Below are 16,887 nucleotides of genomic sequence, written 5' to 3' on the forward strand. Positions count from 1 at the left end.
TCATGGGCTCATTCCCCGATAGCTCAGTCGGTAGAGCGCCGGACTGTTAATCCGTAGGTCCCTGGTTCGAGCCCAGGTCGGGGAGCCAAGTAAACAGAGAGTCAGCAGGTTAGCGCCTGCTGACTTTTTTGTTTTCTGGGTCGAGCTGGTGCCAGTCTGGTGCCAGTTTCGAGGCCGATGTACTGGCACCAGGGCAATCGGCCCCAGCTGTTGTCTTGGCGCGTCGACCAAGCCCTTGCGGTTGATCTGAAGTTTCGGCGTTCGCTGCCATTGGCCGGCGAGAACTGGCCGGCTGCACCTAGCCTTGGGCCGTCAGCCAACCAGACCCGACAATGGCGCTCATGCTCCCGGATCCGGCGCCCTCCGATGCACCGCTCGCGCCCTCTGTCTCGGCCCCAGTTTCGCCAGGCTGGACCTACACCATCGCCGTCCGCGAACTCTGCGAGTTCACGGCGAAGCGCGGGGATCTGGACCGACGCTTCACGCCCGCCGCGACCGCGCTCGAGGGACTGGCAGGCCAGAGCACGGTTGCCCAGCGCCGTGGGCAGGACTACGAGACCGAGATCGCGCTGGAGACCACCGTGGGCGCTCTGCGCGTTCGCGGCCGCGCCGACGGCTACGACCCGCGGCGCCGCTGCTTGGAGGAGATCAAGACCATCCGCGGACACCCGGACGACATCCCGGAAAACCGACGGCAGCTGCATTGGGCGCAGCTGCAGACCTACGGCGCGCTCTTCTGCCGCAGCCGTAGCCTGCCCGAAGTCACCTTGGCGCTCGTCTACTTCGATGTCGCGAGCCAGTCCGAAATTGAACTACGGCAGGTCTTCGGCGCCGACGAGCTGGACGAGATCCTGGCGCAGCGCTGCGCGGCCTTCCTCGCCTGGGCGGAGCAGGAGGCATCGCACCGTGCCGCTCGCGACACGGCGCTGACAGGCCTGGCGTTTCCGGAAGACGCGTTCCGCGCCGGTCAGCGCGAACTGGCCGAAGCGGTCTACCGCACAGCCGCCCACGGGCGCTGCCTGTTGGCCCAGGCGCCAACCGGGATCGGCAAGACGGTGGGCACGCTGTTCCCGATGCTTCGGGCCGTGCCAGTGCAAGGCATCGACAAGCTGGCCTACCTGACCTGCAAGGGCACGGGGAGCATCACGGCCCTGGAGGCGCTCGGCAAGCTGCGCTCGGGGGTTGCGGGCCGGTCTTTGCGGGTGCTGACGCTGGTGCCCAAGGACGAGGGTTGCGAGCACCCCGACAAGGCCTGCCACGGCGACGCCTGTCCGCTGGCCCGCGGGTTCTACGACCGCCTGCCCGCCGCCCGCGAGGAGGCGGTCGCCCTGGGCTGGCTGGATGGCGCGGCCCAGCGTCAAGTCGCGCTGCGCCACGGCATCTGCCCCTACTACCTGGGCCAGGAGCTGGTGCGCTGGGCCGATGTGCTGGTGGGCGATGTGAACCACCTGTTCGACAGCAACGGCCTGCTCTGGGGCCTGGCGCAGGCCCTGGACTGGAAGCTGGCCGTGCTGGTCGACGAGGCGCACAACCTGGTCGAGCGTGCGCGGCGCATGTACAGCGCCGAACTGCGCATCGGCCAGATCCGCGCCGCGGCGCAGACCGCGCCCGGCGCCGTGAAGGGCGCCCTCGATGCGCTGGTGGAGGCGGCGGAGGAACTGGTCGCCGACACGGCCGCACCCTACGAGGTGCTTGCCACCGTGCCAGTTGCCTTCGTGCAAGCCCTGCAGGCCGCGGCAGGCGCCTTGTCGGAGCACTTCAACCAGCACCCGTTGAACGTCGGCTCGCTGCTGAACTTCCACTTCGAGCTGCGTCGGTTCCAGAAGCTGGCCGAGGCCTTGAGCGACCACTCGCTGTTCGACGTGCAGACCTTCCTGGGCGCTGACGTCGACGTCGATGCTGGCGATGCGGCGGCGCAGGAGGCACGCGACGCCGTGCTCTGTGTGCGCAACGTGGCGCCAGCGTGCTTCCTGCGCCCGCGACTGCAGACCCTGCAGAGCATCACGCTGTTCTCGGCAACTTTGTCGCCGCCGGACTACGCGATCCGCCTGCTGGGCCTGCCCGAGGACACGGCCTGGATCGACATCCCACCGGCCTTCCCGGCCGAGCACCTGACCGTGCGCGTGGCCCACGAGATCTCGACGCGCTACGCGCACCGGGATCGTTCGCTGCAGCGGCTGGTGGCGGTCATCGCGCGCCAGTTCGACGAGCACCCGGGCAACTACCTCGCGTTCTTCAGCAGCTTCGCATACCTGAAGTCGGCCGCCGCCTTGCTGGCCGAACGCCGTCCCGACATCCCGCAATGGCGGCAGGAGCCGCGCATGGCCACCGAGGCGCGGGCAGAGTTCCTGGCGAGGTTCCGGCCCGGCGGCCAGGGTGTGGGTTTTGCGGTCCTGGGGGGCGTCTTCGCCGAGGGCGTGGACCTGCCGGGCTCGCTGCTGATCGGTGCCTTCATCGCCACCCTGGGCCTGCCACCGGTCTCGGTGACGCAGGACCCCATCCAGGCACGGCTGGACAAGCTCTTCGGGGAGGGCCATGGGTACGCCGACCTGGTGCCGGCGATGCAGCGGGTGGTTCAGGCGGCCGGCCGTGTGCTGAGAACACCCGAAGACCGAGGTTGGCTCTGGCTGCTGGATGATCGCTACGGGCGCGCCGAGATCGTCGAACTGCTGCCCCCGTGGTGGCAACTGGCCGCAGCACACCTGCCGGGCGCATCGCCGCCCTGACGATCGAGCGCTGGCTCAGTGTCAGTGTCCGACCTGTACGAGCCGCTCCAGCACGGTGGTCGCCCACTCCGGGAGCACATCGCGGAACTCCTCACTGCGCTCGAACTCGTCCTCGCCGATCACGGCGCTGTGCCTGAGTTGCCCACTGCCGTCGACGGTGAGCGTCAGCCAGCCGGTCTCGGCAGCCTCCCACTCCAGACGAATCGACCCGTCGGCGTCGATCTGGATCGTCGGCGGCCGATGGCGGGACGTCAGCCGGAGAAGGCGCTCGGCCTCCGCCAGGGCGGTCGGCGCCGGCCAGGCCCAGCCGCGAGACTCGACCAGGGGTTGTGCCTCGCCCAGGGCCGTGGCAAGGAGGGGATGCATCTGGCAATTGTCTGCCGGAACCCCTCGGGGCACAGCGTTCACGCGGCATCTGGCGCACGGATCAAACGGCAACTGCTTCTTCATTATGACGCACGCTCCGGGCTCGGAAATCGACGTGCGCCACACCCCCACTGCATCACCTGCCGCCCCCCGAACCCAGCCCGTTCCGCGGCGGGCGCAGCACCCTTGGGCCTGGATCTGACATCCCTCCGTCGGAGCCCGACGCCCTGCACGTGCGTGAGCCCACAGGGGAAGATGCCTCGTTTCGACCCGACCTCGAGCTTTCGCCTGGCGAAGAGGTCGCACCCTCGTTGCCCTTGGGCATCGCCGGGGTGCAGCGCTGGGTCTGGTGCAGCCGCTTCGGTGAGGTGCTGGTCGAGGTCGTGGGCGAGCAGGTGCTCGTAAACGACCAGCCGGTGGCGCCCCATGTTGCGTGAACGGTCGGCGGGCATGGCTTCGGCGCTGCGGTCGTGCCCGGCGATCACCGACGGCCCCAGGCAGGAGGTCTTCAGCATCGACGAGTGCTTTCTCGTCGTCGAAGGCGTGGCAGCGGACCTGCGTGAGCTTCGGCGCGACCAAGACCTTGGCCAAGCTTGCCAACCACGTCGCCAAGACGGCCGACCGCAAGCCGGGCAGTTATCCATACGCGAATGCAGGCGTGATGCTGCTGGAGTTGCAGGACGAAAATCCGCAGCAGCAGGCCTCGCTGGACCTCTACGATAAGCCGGCACAGATGCAGCCAGATGGCTGGCGCGGTCTCATGGAGACCATCGATGCGCTGAACGAACGCTTCTGGTGAGACGCGGTCTCCATCGCCAGCGCGGAAAAGCGATCGACACACAGCACGCATGCATCGCGCCAGGATCGCCGCTCACCGCGCTACACGACGCGGTTGGACGAGATCGTCACGGTGAAGACGTAGGGCCCATCAGCCAAGCGCAATCGGCTGGTGTGCGGCGTGAGGAGCCGGTCGCCGCCGTCGGGCGTACTCACGGGTAGCGCCATCAAGCCGACGTTCAGTTCGGCCACCGGCGCAGGCCCGAGCGGAGCTGTAGGGGGTACAGCTGACCCCGGATCCCGACTGCGCTGTCCCGCCGTTCCGACGACTGCTTCCCTGCCAAGCGAACTCGCAGTACCGACCCTGAACGGACACCCGCTGTCCTGATGTCGCTTCCCTGGGGCGGCCAGTCGAGGATGAACTCAACGGAAGACTTGGTGAAGCCCAGGTCCGTGCGACCGTGGCCAAGATGGCCTTCTGCCGGACGCTCGCCAATCGCACAGCGTCTTGAGGAGAAGTACGTCAAGGCCTCCGCGGGAAGCAGCCTGGCCGAGGGAGTGGGCGCCACACCACCGTCGTTTGACATGTGGCTCGACTCTAAGGGTTACCCCTGAGAGACAGGCACCACGCAAGAGATTCTCTCCGTGTGCTTTGGCGGACAGTAGGGACTGCCAGCACATGCCTATGGTCCACATTTTGGCGATCGGCATGTCCGAAGGGCGCAGCAGTCTCGCGTGCCATCTGACGCCGCATTGTCCGCCTGTCTGCGGACGACCTTGGATTGACCGCTTGGCAGCCGCCGCGCGACACTTCAGCCACGAGTGCGTGAGGCAGCCTATGAATTCCAGCTTTGAGGCAAACAAGCAGCAAATTGCGACTGCGCTCCAGTCGCACGGGCTCCAGCTAACGCCAGAAGCGTGGCGTCCGCTCCAGCGAATCAACTTCGCGAAACTCGTGAGAATCCACGATCACGAGGAGGCGTTTCTCCGGCGTGTCTTTGTAGACAGCCTTAGAGCCGCGCATCGGATGAGGACAACAAGTGCGGGGGGGACTAGAAAGGTAAACGCACACGACGTCGCGACCGCGATGCTAATGCTTGGCGCCGCCGTCGCAGACGCCAACGAGAACCTCATCGCCGCGTCCAACAAAGCGCTAGTGAAGAGCGTCTGCCCATACTGCTAAGCGGAACAAGTGGTGGACTTTAAGGCGCTCATCGAGTTCAACAAATACACGCTGGCGCTCGCTGCGGCTTGCATCGCGTACGCGCTCGAGAAATTCATTCCGGCGCTCACCTTTGGCGACCAGGTTCAACTTCTGTTCGTTCTGGGCGCCTTCTTCGCGTCCGCGTTGCTCGGTGTTGTCATCTTTGCGACAGCAACTGCTGCGCAGCATCCAAACAGGGCAGACACAAGAGACAAGCTTGCCAAGATCATCGCGCCGCTTGGAACTGCGCACACGTTCTTCCTAGTTGTGGGCCTGCTGGTTTTCGCTTGGATGCTCTATTCGCGCGTGATGACGAGCCCGGGTGGTCCGACGCCACCTCTCGTTAACAACTCCGCGAGCGCCTCCTGTTGCACTGGCATGGCCGGCGACATCGCCGCGATCCGCCGCTCGATTGAAGCGGTCGGAGCAGGCACTCCTTTGGTTGGCTCTGCTGCATCTGCTCCCACTTCTCGCGTAATTGCAGTTCCAGCGGAGGGTCTGCTCCAAGTCAGCGGTTGGGCAATCGCTGGAGTCGGTCTGTTCCTGTTATCTATCGCCGCCGGGGTCACGCTTCTGGTCACCAAGGGCAGTACCGCACAAAAGGCAGTAGGAGCGTCATTGCTAGCCGTTGGTACTCTCACAGGCGGCGGATTTGCTCTGGTCAAAGACGTAAAAGTTGACAGCATCTTCAGCATAGACGTCGAGAAGGTGCTCGACAAGCTTCGCATCGAGATTGGACAGTTTGGCGGCATAGGCCCGGAACGCCTCGGCTCGGTGGACAAGTTCAAACTTGGTGACGGCAAGTTGGTTGAGGGCCAGGGTGGCTCGTTTTCGTCACTCGACAAACTGCCCACCATTCAGAACATGGCTGCCGCGTGGCTCAAGGGACGAGTCGAGGGGAAGAACGCGGTGCTTCTCATAGTCGGAGCCACTGACCGCCTGCCGATTGCAGGCGAGAAGAGCCGACAGTACGACGCTAACGTGGGACTGGGCATGGCTCGTGCCGAGGCCGTCAAGCGCGCCTTGCTGGACGCCTGCGCCGAACAGGCCAAGCAACGCTCGCAGAAGTGCGACCTTCGCGACGAACAGATCATCGTCCTCGTCTCTGGACCTCGGAACACGCCTGAAGCCGCCGACACCAGCTCGCGCGCGTCGCGAGAGGGATATCCGGAAGACCGTCGCGTCGACGTGTGGGCCCTGTGGACGCGAAACGGCGTTGGGCTCACTATTGGCCGGTAGTGCCACCTGCCCAAGTGCCCAGCGGGACCTCAAAGCGGACGCGAGACAAGATGCCCCAGAGCAGTCGGTCGCGGGCGGCTCCTTCTGGCCGACAGCATGAGTCCGGCAGAACACCAGACAGCAGCCGTTCGTAGCTGGCCACCCCATCCTTGCGCGGGTGGCCAGCGGTTTGCTGGATCAGATCTCTGTTTGCTCAGAGATCTCGAGCGCGTCATCGACCTCGATGCCGAGGTATCGGACTGTCGACTCCAGCTTGGAGTGGCCCAGTAGCAGCTGTACGGCGCGCAGGTTCCTGGTACGCCGGTAGATCAGCGTCGCCTTCGTCCTTCGCATCGAATGCGTGCCGCAGTCGGAGCGGTCCAGGCCCAGCTCGTCGACCCAGTGCCCGAGGATCCGGGCGTACTGGCGGGTGCCGAGGTGCGGTGAGTCGTGGAGCCGGCTGGGGAAGATGAAGCCATCCGACTTCAGGCCAGCCTGCTTGATCCACGCCTGCAAGGCATCCCGGGTGGCCGGCGTGATCTCGAACTGGACCGGGCGCTGGGTCTTGTGCTGCAGGACGATGGCGCGCGTGGCAACCTGGTCCCCATGACAAACATCTCGGACCTTCAGGGCGACCAGATCGCACCCACGCAGCTTGCTGTCGATGCCCAGGTTGAACAGCGCGAGCTCGCGCACCCGGTGCTCCATTTGGAAGCGGACGCGGAGCGCCCAGATATCCTTGAGCTTGAACGGAGCCTTCTGCCCCACGATCTTGCCTTTGTTCCACGGCTCGCGATGAGCTGTGTTGCCTGCGGTTCCCATGATGGTCTCCCATCGAGTTGAGGGAGTTGCAGGATGCTCTCGTGAGCCGCCAGGGCGTCACCTGCCGCCAAACACCGGGTCGGCCCACCGGCACTGAAGGGCAGCTTCCCGGCGCCCGCTCGAACTATCAGTCCCGGCCACAAACCGTCCTTCCCGGCGCGCTCGGAAATCTCGCCTCGACTTGCCTGCGAATGACTGGTTTCCGGAAGCGAGTCTGGATCTCTCTATGGCTCAGCCCGGCCATGAGCGGACTCTCACGATCGGCGGCTATAAGGCTTTCCGATTGCGCACTGACTGGCTCGGGGGGGCGCTCCAGCGTGCAGCATCCCGGGCGCGGCGGTGCGGTGGTGCGGTAGTGCGGTAGTGCGGTCGGTTACGTCAACGTGCCGGTGCCGATCGCAGTCCTATTCGACAGGCTGATTCCACGGGCATGCGGCCCAGTGCTGCTCAAGGTAGTCCGCTTGCGCCGAGTTAGGCGCGATGCGCAGGCTTCGCGGGATTCCCAAGCGCAGGCGTTCCTTGGCGTCGATCTCAGGTGACACATCCATCGTGCCGTCCCTGTTGAAGGCGATGAGCTTCGCGTCAAACAGCGCATCTATGTTGGCGCACAGCAGCAGGCCATTGTTGGGGTCGAGGCGTTCTTCGTCGGTCGACTCGCTCCAGGGCTTGACATGGGACGCGCGCAACACTCGCACATGGGCGATACCTGTCACTGCGCAACCGCCGCCCCACGCGGTGAGCAAGTCTTGCCGAAATTTCCCTTGTCCGATGCGGGCGAGGCCGAGGCTGAGGCGCGTGGTGGGCTTGGGCATGTCGCTGCCTTCAGCTTCCGGTGGCACGGGGTCGATCGGCGCAATTCGCATGGCGTCGACCAGCCGTTCCCATCCAGCATCACGCTGTGCGGCGGGGACGACAGACATGATGGCTTCAGCCCACGCAAGGTCGAGCCCCATGTGGATCGAGTACATCGTAGGCAGCTTGCTTGCGCCGGTGAGGCTCGCTGCTTGAAGGGTCACGGGTTGCTGCGGCCACCAGAAGAACTCTTCCGGGCAGATCCAGTTCGGGATCCACGAGACATCCTGCTTCCAGACCGCATTGAAATGGGCTCTGGAGTTCCCCGCGGCGGCGCGCACTCGAGGCTGCTCCCACGCCTGTTCTCCCAGCCTGGCAAGGTCCAGCATCTTGGCGATGCGCTTCCGCTCGGCCAAGTACCGATCGTCGTCTGAGTGGCCACCAATGTAGTGTGCGTTGCCGGCCACGCCTACGAGCTGCTGTACGCCGTCATGTGAAGCGATCATGAAGACGAATGTCTGGCCGCGGTTCTCTTCAGTGGCGGCGTTGCCGAAGCGCTCGGTGTGGAACGTGCGGTACCGCTGACCATCTTCCTCGAAGAAAAGCGCAGGGGAGTTGTTCCATTCTTCGTGGCCGAACCCGTGTTGGGCCGGAAAGCTCTTGCCGGAGACTTTCCAGCCAGAAGGGCGCTGGTAGCCATTGGTGTTCCAGAGTATCGGCTTGAGTAGAAATAGCGCCATAAGGTTCTCCTTTTTTTGGAGCGTCGAGTCCGGACTGCGAGCTGTGGCTGGCCGCATGAACACTGCCGGAGAACATGGTGACGATATCTCGACAATTCCGATACTGATTCAGGGCTTACCGCCCCCGTCACTCAGACCCTCGCCCCGAGGTGTCCGCGATCAGTGGATGCGCATGCTGGAAGATGCCGACAAAGCGAGACCGGCAGGCGGCCTTCCGGCGACGAACCCAGCATATCCAATGTTACTGATGGGTCGAGGTGACTCATCCGCGAGCGGCGGCTTCGGGGCATCGAACCTGTGACGCCAGCTTCACGGCAGGGAGTCCGAGGGGCCGACCGCTGCAGCCCAACACCATCCGGGCATCCGACCGTCTCGATTGGACGCCGCGAAGCACCCATCGAGTCGCGACACTGCCGCCGTAGGCGGTGCCTGTGGCGACGAATTCGCTGCATACCCTGCCCGACGCCAGACGCCCGTTGCCCGCCGCGGCGTGGCTTGACGCCGATCAATGCAACCTGGCCGCAGCGGCTTAGGGTGGCGGCATCAATGGCATCGGGGTCCGCCGCGCGCGAAACCTGGTTTCGCCTCCGGCCGTAGGACATGATCACACGAAGGCAATTCGGCACAGCATCGTGCGGCGGCCGCTGCGGGCGGTGCTGGTCTTGGCACACCGCGGCATGACCAGACGCGCGCGGCGGTTGCTCTGGGGCGGGCTGTTCGTCGCGGCGGTCTGTGTCGCCTTCGTTCTTTGGCAGTTCGGACGCGATCTCGCATCGGCCAACGCACATGCCGCGCAAGGCGGCGAGGTGCTGACGACTCGTTGTGGACCGATCGAAGCGCAGCAGGCCGGCGCCGGCCTGCCGCTGTTGATGGTGCACGGCAGCGGCGGGGGCCACGACCAGGGCATGGACTGGGCGCGGCCGTTGACGCGGCAGGGCATGCGCGTCATCGCGATGTCGCGCTTCGGCTATCTGCGCACGCCGCGCCCTGCCGACGCCTCGCCCGAGGCACAGGCCGATGCCCATGTGTGCCTGCTCGACGCGCTCGGCATCGGCAAGGCCGCGGTGGTGGGCGTCTCGGCGGGCGCGACTTCGGCGCTGCAGATGGCGCTGCGCCATCCGGGCCGCATCAGCGCGCTGGTGCTGGTGGTCCCGATCGCCTGGAAGCCGGGCAGTGTCGTCGACTCGGCGCCGCCGGTATCCGACGAGAAGGACGCCTGGCTGCTGCGCCTGCTCGGCTCCGACTTCCTGTACTGGACCGGCCTGCAGGTCGCGCGCGATCCGGTCTTCCGCCATGTGCTCGCCACACCCCCCAAACTGATCCATGCCGCGAGTCCGCAGGAGCAGACGCGCGTCCACGCGATGGCCGAGCGCGTGCTGCCCGTCTCGAAGCGTGCGCTGGGTTTGCGCGACGACACGCGGTTGGGCAAGCGCCTCGGGCCCTTGGCGCTGGAGACGATCCCAGTGCCGACGCTGGTGATCAGCGCGCGCGACGATGGCTTCGGTACCTACGCCGGCGCCGAGTACACGGCCAGCCGCATCCCGGGTGCCAGGTTCATCGGCTACATGGACGGCGGGCACCTGTTGGTGGGCCGCGACGAGGCGGTGCGCGACGCCATCGTCGATTGGCTGCGATCGGCAAACCCGCAATGAGGAGGGTGCGGTGGTGATGTGGATCAAGTGGGTGGCCGTGGTGACCGCCGTGCTGCTGGCCATCTTCGCGGTCCTGGCCGCCTTCGGTGTCTGGCGCTGGAACGCCGGCACACGCGGCCTGATGGAACGGCTCGAGGCGGCACGGTGCGACACGCCACACGCGCGCTTCGACGCCGAGCGCGATCTCGTCGGCCTGCCGCCTGTGGTGCAGCGATTCTTCCGGGCCGCACTGGCCGACGGAACCCCCTTCGTCGCAGCGGCGAGCCTGGAGCATCGCGGCACCTTCAATCTGGCGGCCGAGGGACCGGACCGATGGATCCCCTTCACGTCGACACAGCGGGTGACGACGCGAAGGCCGGGTTTCGTCTGGAACGCCCGCATGACGATCGCGCCGGGTCTCACCGTGCGCGTGCACGACGCCTATGTCGCGGGCGAGGGCATCCTGCATCCAGCATTGCTGGGCCTCGTATCGCTGACCGAGCTGCGCGGTACAACCCCGGAGCTCGGCGGCGTGGCGCACGGCGAGTTCATGCGTTTCGTGGCCGAGGCCACCTGGTATCCGACGGCCCTGCTGCCCAGCCAGGGCGCCCGTTGGACCGCCGTCGACGAGCAATCGGCGCGGGTGGACCTCGCCGATGGCCGCGTGGTGACGTCGCTGCTGCTGGCCTTCCATCCGAGCACTGGGCTGATCGACTCGGTGCGTGCCGAGGCGCGCGGCCGCACCGTCGGCCAGGCCGTCGTGATGACGCCCTGGGAGGGACGCTGGTCGGACTATGCCGAACTAGGGCCTGTTAACACAACCGCAGGCCGTCAGCGATCAGCGCGAAGCTGATGAAGGCGATGAACATGACGTCGAGCTTCTCGAAGCGGGAGAAGATGCGGCGGTAGCCCTTGAGCCTGCGGAACAGGCGCTCTACCTCGTTGCGACGCTTGTACATCGCCCGGTCGTATTCCCATGGCTCGATGCGCGTGCTGAGTGGGGGCACGACGGGGACGAAGCCCAGATCGAGCGCAAGCTGCCGAGTCTCGTTGCCCTCGTAGGCGCGGTCCATGATCAGGTGAAGAGGACGATTGGGCGGCCCCAGCCGCTTCAACAGCTCTCGTCCCTCGGGTGCATCGTGCGCCTGGCCTGGCGACAGCGAGAACGTTATGGCCGTGCGTGCGTCCGCAGCGAGGAGGTGGATCTTGGTGTTCCAGCCACCGCGGGACTTGCCGATAGCCTGCGGACCGTTTTTTTTCGAGCACCAGTGCCGTCCGGGTGCACCTTCACGCTGGTGCTGTCCAGGCAGACGGACTCGATCTTGATCTGCACGACCTGCGCACGCTGCAACTGCTCAAACGCCTTGTCGAGCACGCCGGACTTGGCCCAGCGGCTCATGCGCGTGTAGATCGTGTGCCAATTGCCAAACCGCTTGGGCAGACCGCGCCACTTGCAGCCGTGCTCGGCCACGTAAAGGATTGCGTTAAGCACTTGCAGATTCGACAGGCTGACGTTGCCTCGCTGGCGGGGCAAGCAGTGTTCGATCTGGGCAAACTGCGCTGCGGTGATCTCCATGGCCGCAGTGTCAAGACAATGCGGCTTCGGCGCAATTAGTGTTAACAGGCCCTAGTCGGGGTAATACGCTTTGATGTGGCGAAGCAACCCATCGATGAACGCCGCCCCGGAGAGCGCAGGATAGAAGCAGCGATAGTTCTCGGGGTCCGCAGCGATGCGTTCGTTGCTGGTGATGAAGCAGGCGCCGTCGTAGTACTTCTTCGCGATCATGCGCTCCAGGAAGATGCGATAGCGCTCGGCATAGGACGGCCCCTGAAACTTGGTGACCGACTGGATCGCCTCTGGATTGCCTCCGGCAAACACTGGGTCGCTCGGGAAGTGCGGCTGCTTGATCTCCACGGGCTTCCCCACCTGCTCGTCCTCGTACTTGCCCACGAACAAGTAGCCGAGCCACGGCCTCGGCGTCAGGTGAATGAAGTTTTTGTTCTCGTAGCTCGCCCAGAAGTCCGTCGCATTGCCAATGCTCTCTTCCATCCGATTGTTCTGGTTGTTGCCGATGGAATCCTGCTGCGACTTGAACTCGATCGCGGCGATCAGCTTCGGCGCGGCAGGCTCCCCAAACAGGCTGCCGCCAGCCGACTTGAAGAGGCTGTTCTTGCAGACAAGGACATCCCAGTTCTTGGAAGCACGAAAGTAAGAAGGCAAGTTCGCAGGGACCGCGGTGAGCTGTCCGCCGGAGTGGATATCTTCACGCGCCACGCCCGCGGCGAGGAGGTGCTCGATGATCACCTCACGAAACCCATCCATGGTGTTGCCGGCGAGGTTGCCGTCACGGCCCGCGCCTTGCGAGGTGGCAATGTCCTTGGAGTTCTTCTTCTTCGGGTCCCACCAGTGCGTCACCGCCTTGACGAATGTTGACTCGTGGTAGCCCTCGTGCTCCGGCATCGTGTTCCCTGACAAGTTGATCGCGTCCTCTGCGTGCATCTTCCAGTGCACGCACCACGCGCAGGATAGCCCGCTACCCGAGCCGCGCCGCTTCGGCCGCGATATGCCCAGCCAAGCTGGTGACGAACGTCTTGAAGCTGGTCATGTCCGACAGGTGCGCATACTCGCCGGATGACGCGGCCGTACGCGGCGAAGTCATCAAGGCCGCGGTGCTGTAGAGCTGCTCTTGCATCAGCCGCTGACACAACACGTCGTAACGTTTCAAGTAGGAGGCCCCCTGGAATTCCTTGAACACCGGGAAGTGCGGGGAACTGTCACGCACGGGTGCGCGGGACGCGGCGGCATCTTCCACGAGCATCATCCAGCCCACGAACGGCCGCGGCTGCTTGCCGAACGCGCCTTCGCGGTATGCCGTCCACAGATCGTGGGCCGTGCCGATCGCCTCTTCGGTCCGGTTATTGAAGTTGTTGCCAAAGGACGGGCCCACCTGGCTCTTGAGCTCCACGGCCGCAATGAGCTGCTTCTTGTAGATCACCAGCATGTCCCACAGCTTGGTGGGCCGGAAGTATCCGGGAAGCGTCAGAACCGCTCGTTGCTGATGAATCTGCGCATGCGCCAGGCCATTGGCCTTTACGATGTCGATGATCAACGCGATGAAGCCGTCCATGTTCTTGCCGGCCGTGACACCGGCCCGCTCGCCCTGATCGGACTTGCCGGCCTCTATCTGCTTCTGGCGCGACTTCTCCCGGTTTCCCCAGAAGGCCATAACGGCTTCGGCGCTCTTGCGCTCATAGTCTGCGAGGTCAAGCGGCATTGTTTTGGCTGTTCTCCGTGAGTACGGAACGCTCCTCGGGCGTAAGCCGGTAGAGCTCCTCGACAGCACGATTGCACGCCGCAATGTCAAGCGCCAACGCGGCTTGCGTGAGTTGCTTACGCAGGCGCTGGGGAACATCGGCCCACTGAGGCAAGCGAATGCGCCGCAGGTACTGGGCCTGGAATCGAAGGAAGCCGCCGCGCATCTTCGTCGAGTAGCTGGCCACGAACAACCGAGCCACGTCCGAAAGCAGCACAGCCTGCAAGGCATGCAGGTCCCAGGCGTCGGCGACCACGTAGTAGAGGTTGTGGTGCGGATAGAGTCGCCCCTCCTCGTACACGATCTGCGCCGTACCCTTGATGTCGGGAATGAGCAGCTTGGGCTTCGTGGCAAGCGACGCAGTGATGCGGTCGATCGTCCTGTACCAGTACACCGGCGCCTTCTGCGCGCAGTGCCTGCCCGCGATCTCTTCCTTGCGAGCCTCGAGGTAACGCTTCAGCCGAGGGAAGTCGGAGAGCTCGACCAGGCCGGATCCCGGCCCGTCGATGAACGGGTTGACGACCCCGTAGCCGCGCCACTCGACGCGGCCCGTCAGGATGTCCCGCGTCATCACGAGCGGCAGCTTCCGGTCGGGTTCCACGTCCAGCTCATCGAGCTTGCCGATGAACGCCTTGTCAGCACCAGTCGCCACCCCAATGCCAACCTTGCAGCCCGCCTCTTCGAGCGTTGGGTAGTCCCGCTCTAGCCTTCGCAGCAGCTCCATCTGCGCGGAGCCGTCGAGGATCCACGGCTCTTCACCGGCAGCGACGCAGCCGAGCTCGCGCACCGCACTCTGCTTCTTGGGAAGCTTCTTCGCCGTCATGGCCTTCGCCAGGACCGCAAGGCTCGCCGAGTCGATCGCGGGCCGATGCGCCACGCGCGTCGTCGTGCCCTTCTCGCGTCCAATCACCGTGATCGCCGGATAGGCGATGACATCGGAGTGGAAGGCCGGCGTATCCGTCATGTCGACGTACGCCCGCAGGTGGAATCCGTCCGCCACGAGAGACCGCAGGCGAGCGCCGTACCGGTTCTTCATCCACCGATCGGCGCAAATGAAGCCGAGCACTCCACCCTGCTTCAACAGTCTCAACGACCGCTCGATGAACGGCACGTATAGGTCCGCACGGTCATAGATCGTCGTGTACCGGGACCTGTACTCCGCCATGAGCACGTCCGGGATCAACTCCTGCCGCACATACGGTGGATTGCCAACCACGGTGTCAAAGCCGGTCGCCAGATCGGCGAGCAGGAAGTCGCCGAACACGAGCCATTGATCTGCCAGCGCAGTGGCCATCGTCTCATCGATCTCTTCGGCCTGCAGGCGCTCGATGATGCTGACCTTCGTGCGCACGAATGTGCTTCGATGCAGTTCCACCGCGCGCAGGCAGTCCTTGAGTTGCTCGAATGCGGATCCACGCTTCGCCTGAGATCGCCAGGACGCGAGCAGCCGCTCCAGCGCCGGCAACAGGAAGTCGCCGTCGCCAAAGGACGGCTCCAAGAGGCGGCTTTGCGTGAGGTCGCGATCGGCCGTGTAGCCGCAGAGGTCCAGGATGAACTCGACGACTTCGCGCTTGGTGAAGATTGCCCCCCGCTCCTCGACGCCCCCGGCGTTCGCCAGCGCGTCGACCGCGGCCGTGATCGGACAGAGGTCGAGCAGCGACGACTGGGTAAGTGCAAGTGCGGGGGTCATTGGTCCACTCTATCTGTGGAAACATACAGCATCAACGACGATCTTAGCCGCTCGGCAGGAACTCACGCCCCAAGCAGAGCAGCCTGATGCGCCGGGGCACCGGCCGCTGAATGCGCCCAGACCTCGATAGCGCACGGCGGAGGGTTCGCGGCAGCCACAGCCTGGATCCGGGCGAGCGCCGGCGCTACGTCCTCTCCGAACACCAGGTACAGCGCGCGCTGATAGCCGGCGTCCATGCGAAAGCGCGCGAGCTTGATGAGATCGTTGGCGATTCCGCCTGCCTGAGCCCGCTCGGTCTTCACTTCCATGATCGCGTGGTTCCCGTCCATGCGGCCGGGCTGATGCACGAGGAAGTCAGGGATCGAGCCATCCAGCGCGTACGCCGCAAGAAGCGGGTGCCCGCGCTTGTCCAGTTCGCCGTTGAGAGTGAACGGCGAGCCCGGCGTCCAGATGCTGCGCATCTGGTGATAGAGCTCGTAGCAGTAGGTGCGCTCGCGGTAGACAGGCGCGCCGCCATCGATCGGCACGCGGAAGAACGCTGGCCCAATGCTCCGGGTTGCCTCTTGCAGGATGTTGGTCAGTTCGTCCATGCGCCCACATCCTTCCAATGAACACGAGTAACCCGGGCCGGCGACCAGGCACGAGCGCCCCGTAGTTCCGACGAAGGCTGGCGGCCAACTCCCTCAAGACGGCATGCCGGACAGACCCATATATAGCGTCCTGAGACCCAATGGTACACTATGGGTAGTGTGTGGACGCCAGATGGGAGCGCGTCGCACCTACCGCCAGCGAGGTCCCATGAACAAGCCAGGCATCGAACGGGAGGCTCGCCGCCTCCAAACGGAAATCTACAGTCGGCGCGAGCGCCGCTACGAGTTCGGCGTGCCCGGGATCCCTACGCTGTTCGATCCCCGCAATGTTGCCGACCACTGCGGCCTGTCCTACGACGAGCGGCCTCGGCTCGACACCGACTACGCAGGCGGCGGCGAAGCGGCGGGCCTCTGGCAGCGCGACTGGAACACGATCCTCGTATCGACGCGATTCCCGTACGAGGTGCAGCGCTTCACTGCCGCCCACGAGATCGGTCACTACGTACTGCACCCGTCAGTCGGCTCGCGCACCATGCACCGCGAACGCCCGGTTCACGGACCGCACCCGAACCGCCCGCCGATCGAGCGCGAAGCCGACTACTTCGCCGCCTGCCTCCTGATGCCTCGCAACGCGGTCATTCGCGAGTTCGACCAGCGATTCGGAACCAAGCGCCCGCTGGCCCTGACGGAAACGGTTGCCTATCACCTCAAGCTGGACCTGAACGCTGTGTTCTCGGCACCGCGAGGGTCGCTGTTGTTCGCCGAGGGCGTCGCCCGTGCTCAGCAGTTCGACCGCCTGCGGTTTCCGTCTCTGGCGTCCTTCTTCTGCGTGTCACCGACGGCAATGGCGATCCGGCTCGAAGAGCTGAACCTCGTGACCCCGTACCTGCCCGCGTGATAGGAACGCCAGGGAGCGCCACCTCCCCGCGACCAGACAAGCCGTACGGCGTTGAGGCCGTGACCGCTGAGGGGCGCCGATGTCCATGAGCGTCGCGGTTGAGCTCGCGCCAAGGCGCC

17 protein-coding genes, 1 tRNA gene and 1 pseudogene are annotated in these 16,887 nt (G+C 65.1%); 9 read left to right on the forward strand and 10 right to left on the reverse strand.

From position 1 onward, the window contains the following. The first annotated feature begins 12 nt into the window (after positions 1–12). Both ACPOLB_RS03710 and ACPOLB_RS03715 read left to right on the forward strand, forming a co-directional pair. Positions 13–88 (forward strand) — tRNA-Asn (locus tag ACPOLB_RS03710). A 253-nt stretch (positions 89–341) separates the two neighbouring features. After that, a complete protein-coding gene (locus tag ACPOLB_RS03715) occupies positions 342–2,726 on the forward strand; it encodes an ATP-dependent DNA helicase (RefSeq protein WP_425259958.1) in 2,385 nt (794 codons plus the stop codon). A gap of 21 nt (positions 2,727–2,747) precedes the next feature. Here ACPOLB_RS03715 and ACPOLB_RS03720 read toward each other — a convergent pair whose 3' ends face one another. Then, entirely contained in the window at positions 2,748–3,092 is a 345-nt protein-coding gene (locus tag ACPOLB_RS03720) for a hypothetical protein (protein WP_425259959.1), read from the reverse strand. Positions 3,093–3,403: 311 nt separating this feature from the next. Between ACPOLB_RS03720 and ACPOLB_RS03725 the strand changes: the two genes are divergently transcribed. The 3 genes from ACPOLB_RS03725 (at position 3,404) to ACPOLB_RS03735 (ending at position 4,014) form a co-directional block, all read left to right on the forward strand. Further along, a complete protein-coding gene (locus ACPOLB_RS03725; RefSeq protein ID WP_425259960.1) occupies positions 3,404–3,529 on the forward strand; it encodes a hypothetical protein in 126 nt (41 codons plus the stop codon). Between the two features lie 122 nt (positions 3,530–3,651). Next, positions 3,652–3,891: a hypothetical protein gene (locus tag ACPOLB_RS03730; RefSeq protein WP_425259961.1), complete on the forward strand. Its 240-nt coding sequence runs from the start codon at positions 3,652–3,654 to the stop codon at positions 3,889–3,891. 12 nt (positions 3,892–3,903) lie between these two features. Next, positions 3,904–4,014 (forward strand): DUF4113 domain-containing protein, encoded by a 111-nt coding sequence (locus tag ACPOLB_RS03735; protein ID WP_425261865.1) that lies wholly within the window; start codon positions 3,904–3,906, stop codon positions 4,012–4,014. On the opposite strand, the gene ACPOLB_RS03740 is transcribed toward ACPOLB_RS03735, so the two are convergent. Continuing rightward, positions 3,972–4,121, reverse strand: coding sequence for a hypothetical protein (locus tag ACPOLB_RS03740; protein ID WP_425259962.1), 150 nt, complete (start codon positions 4,119–4,121; stop codon positions 3,972–3,974). The two genes, ACPOLB_RS03735 and ACPOLB_RS03740, sit on opposite strands and share 43 nt — an antisense overlap. A gap of 943 nt (positions 4,122–5,064) precedes the next feature. On the opposite strand from ACPOLB_RS03740, the gene ACPOLB_RS03745 reads away from it, so the two are divergent. Beyond that, positions 5,065–6,312, forward strand: coding sequence for a hypothetical protein (locus tag ACPOLB_RS03745; protein ID WP_425259963.1), 1,248 nt, complete (start codon positions 5,065–5,067; stop codon positions 6,310–6,312). Between the two features lie 177 nt (positions 6,313–6,489). Here the strand turns inward: ACPOLB_RS03745 and ACPOLB_RS03750 are convergent, their stop codons facing one another. Continuing rightward, positions 6,490–7,113: a tyrosine-type recombinase/integrase gene (locus ACPOLB_RS03750; protein ID WP_425259964.1), complete on the reverse strand. Its 624-nt coding sequence runs from the start codon at positions 7,111–7,113 to the stop codon at positions 6,490–6,492. 404 nt (positions 7,114–7,517) lie between these two features. Beyond that, entirely contained in the window at positions 7,518–8,645 is a 1,128-nt protein-coding gene (locus tag ACPOLB_RS03755) for an HNH endonuclease (protein ID WP_425259965.1), read from the reverse strand. Positions 8,646–9,514: 869 nt separating this feature from the next. On the opposite strand from ACPOLB_RS03755, the gene ACPOLB_RS03760 reads away from it, so the two are divergent. Next, complete coding sequence (locus ACPOLB_RS03760; RefSeq protein ID WP_425261866.1) at positions 9,515–10,297, forward strand: alpha/beta fold hydrolase; 783 nt, start codon at positions 9,515–9,517, stop codon at positions 10,295–10,297. A 16-nt stretch (positions 10,298–10,313) separates the two neighbouring features. Then, positions 10,314–11,129, forward strand: a complete 816-nt coding sequence (locus ACPOLB_RS03765; RefSeq protein WP_425261867.1) for a DUF6920 family protein — start codon at positions 10,314–10,316, stop codon at positions 11,127–11,129. Here ACPOLB_RS03765 and ACPOLB_RS03770 read toward each other — a convergent pair. From ACPOLB_RS03770 to ACPOLB_RS03795, 6 genes and pseudogenes are all read right to left on the reverse strand, one after another. Continuing rightward, a complete protein-coding gene (locus ACPOLB_RS03770) occupies positions 11,089–11,586 on the reverse strand; it encodes an IS5 family transposase (protein ID WP_425261868.1) in 498 nt (165 codons plus the stop codon). The two genes, ACPOLB_RS03765 and ACPOLB_RS03770, sit on opposite strands and share 41 nt — an antisense overlap. Positions 11,587–11,696: 110 nt before the next feature. Continuing rightward, positions 11,697–11,852: pseudogene (locus ACPOLB_RS03775) on the reverse strand (transposase); the annotation flags it as partial. A gap of 51 nt (positions 11,853–11,903) precedes the next feature. Further along, positions 11,904–12,737 (reverse strand): PaeR7I family type II restriction endonuclease, encoded by an 834-nt coding sequence (locus tag ACPOLB_RS03780; protein WP_425259966.1) that lies wholly within the window; start codon positions 12,735–12,737, stop codon positions 11,904–11,906. A gap of 73 nt (positions 12,738–12,810) precedes the next feature. After that, on the reverse strand, positions 12,811–13,551 hold the full coding sequence (locus ACPOLB_RS03785; RefSeq protein ID WP_425259967.1) for a PaeR7I family type II restriction endonuclease: 741 nt from the start codon (positions 13,549–13,551) through the stop codon (positions 12,811–12,813). Continuing rightward, positions 13,541–15,280, reverse strand: coding sequence for an Eco57I restriction-modification methylase domain-containing protein (locus tag ACPOLB_RS03790; protein WP_425259968.1), 1,740 nt, complete (start codon positions 15,278–15,280; stop codon positions 13,541–13,543). The genes ACPOLB_RS03785 and ACPOLB_RS03790 overlap by 11 nt, the downstream gene beginning before the upstream one ends. 62 nt (positions 15,281–15,342) lie before the next feature. Next, a complete protein-coding gene (locus ACPOLB_RS03795; RefSeq protein ID WP_425259969.1) occupies positions 15,343–15,870 on the reverse strand; it encodes a hypothetical protein in 528 nt (175 codons plus the stop codon). A gap of 208 nt (positions 15,871–16,078) precedes the next feature. Here ACPOLB_RS03795 and ACPOLB_RS03800 point away from each other — a divergent pair, with 208 nt between their 5' ends. Then, positions 16,079–16,768, forward strand: coding sequence for an ImmA/IrrE family metallo-endopeptidase (locus ACPOLB_RS03800; RefSeq protein WP_425259970.1), 690 nt, complete (start codon positions 16,079–16,081; stop codon positions 16,766–16,768). The last annotated feature ends 119 nt before the right edge of the window (positions 16,769–16,887 follow it).

The organism is Rubrivivax soli (assembly GCF_049810355.1).
In the GTDB taxonomy this organism is placed as follows: Bacteria; Pseudomonadota; Gammaproteobacteria; order Burkholderiales; family Burkholderiaceae_C; genus Rubrivivax.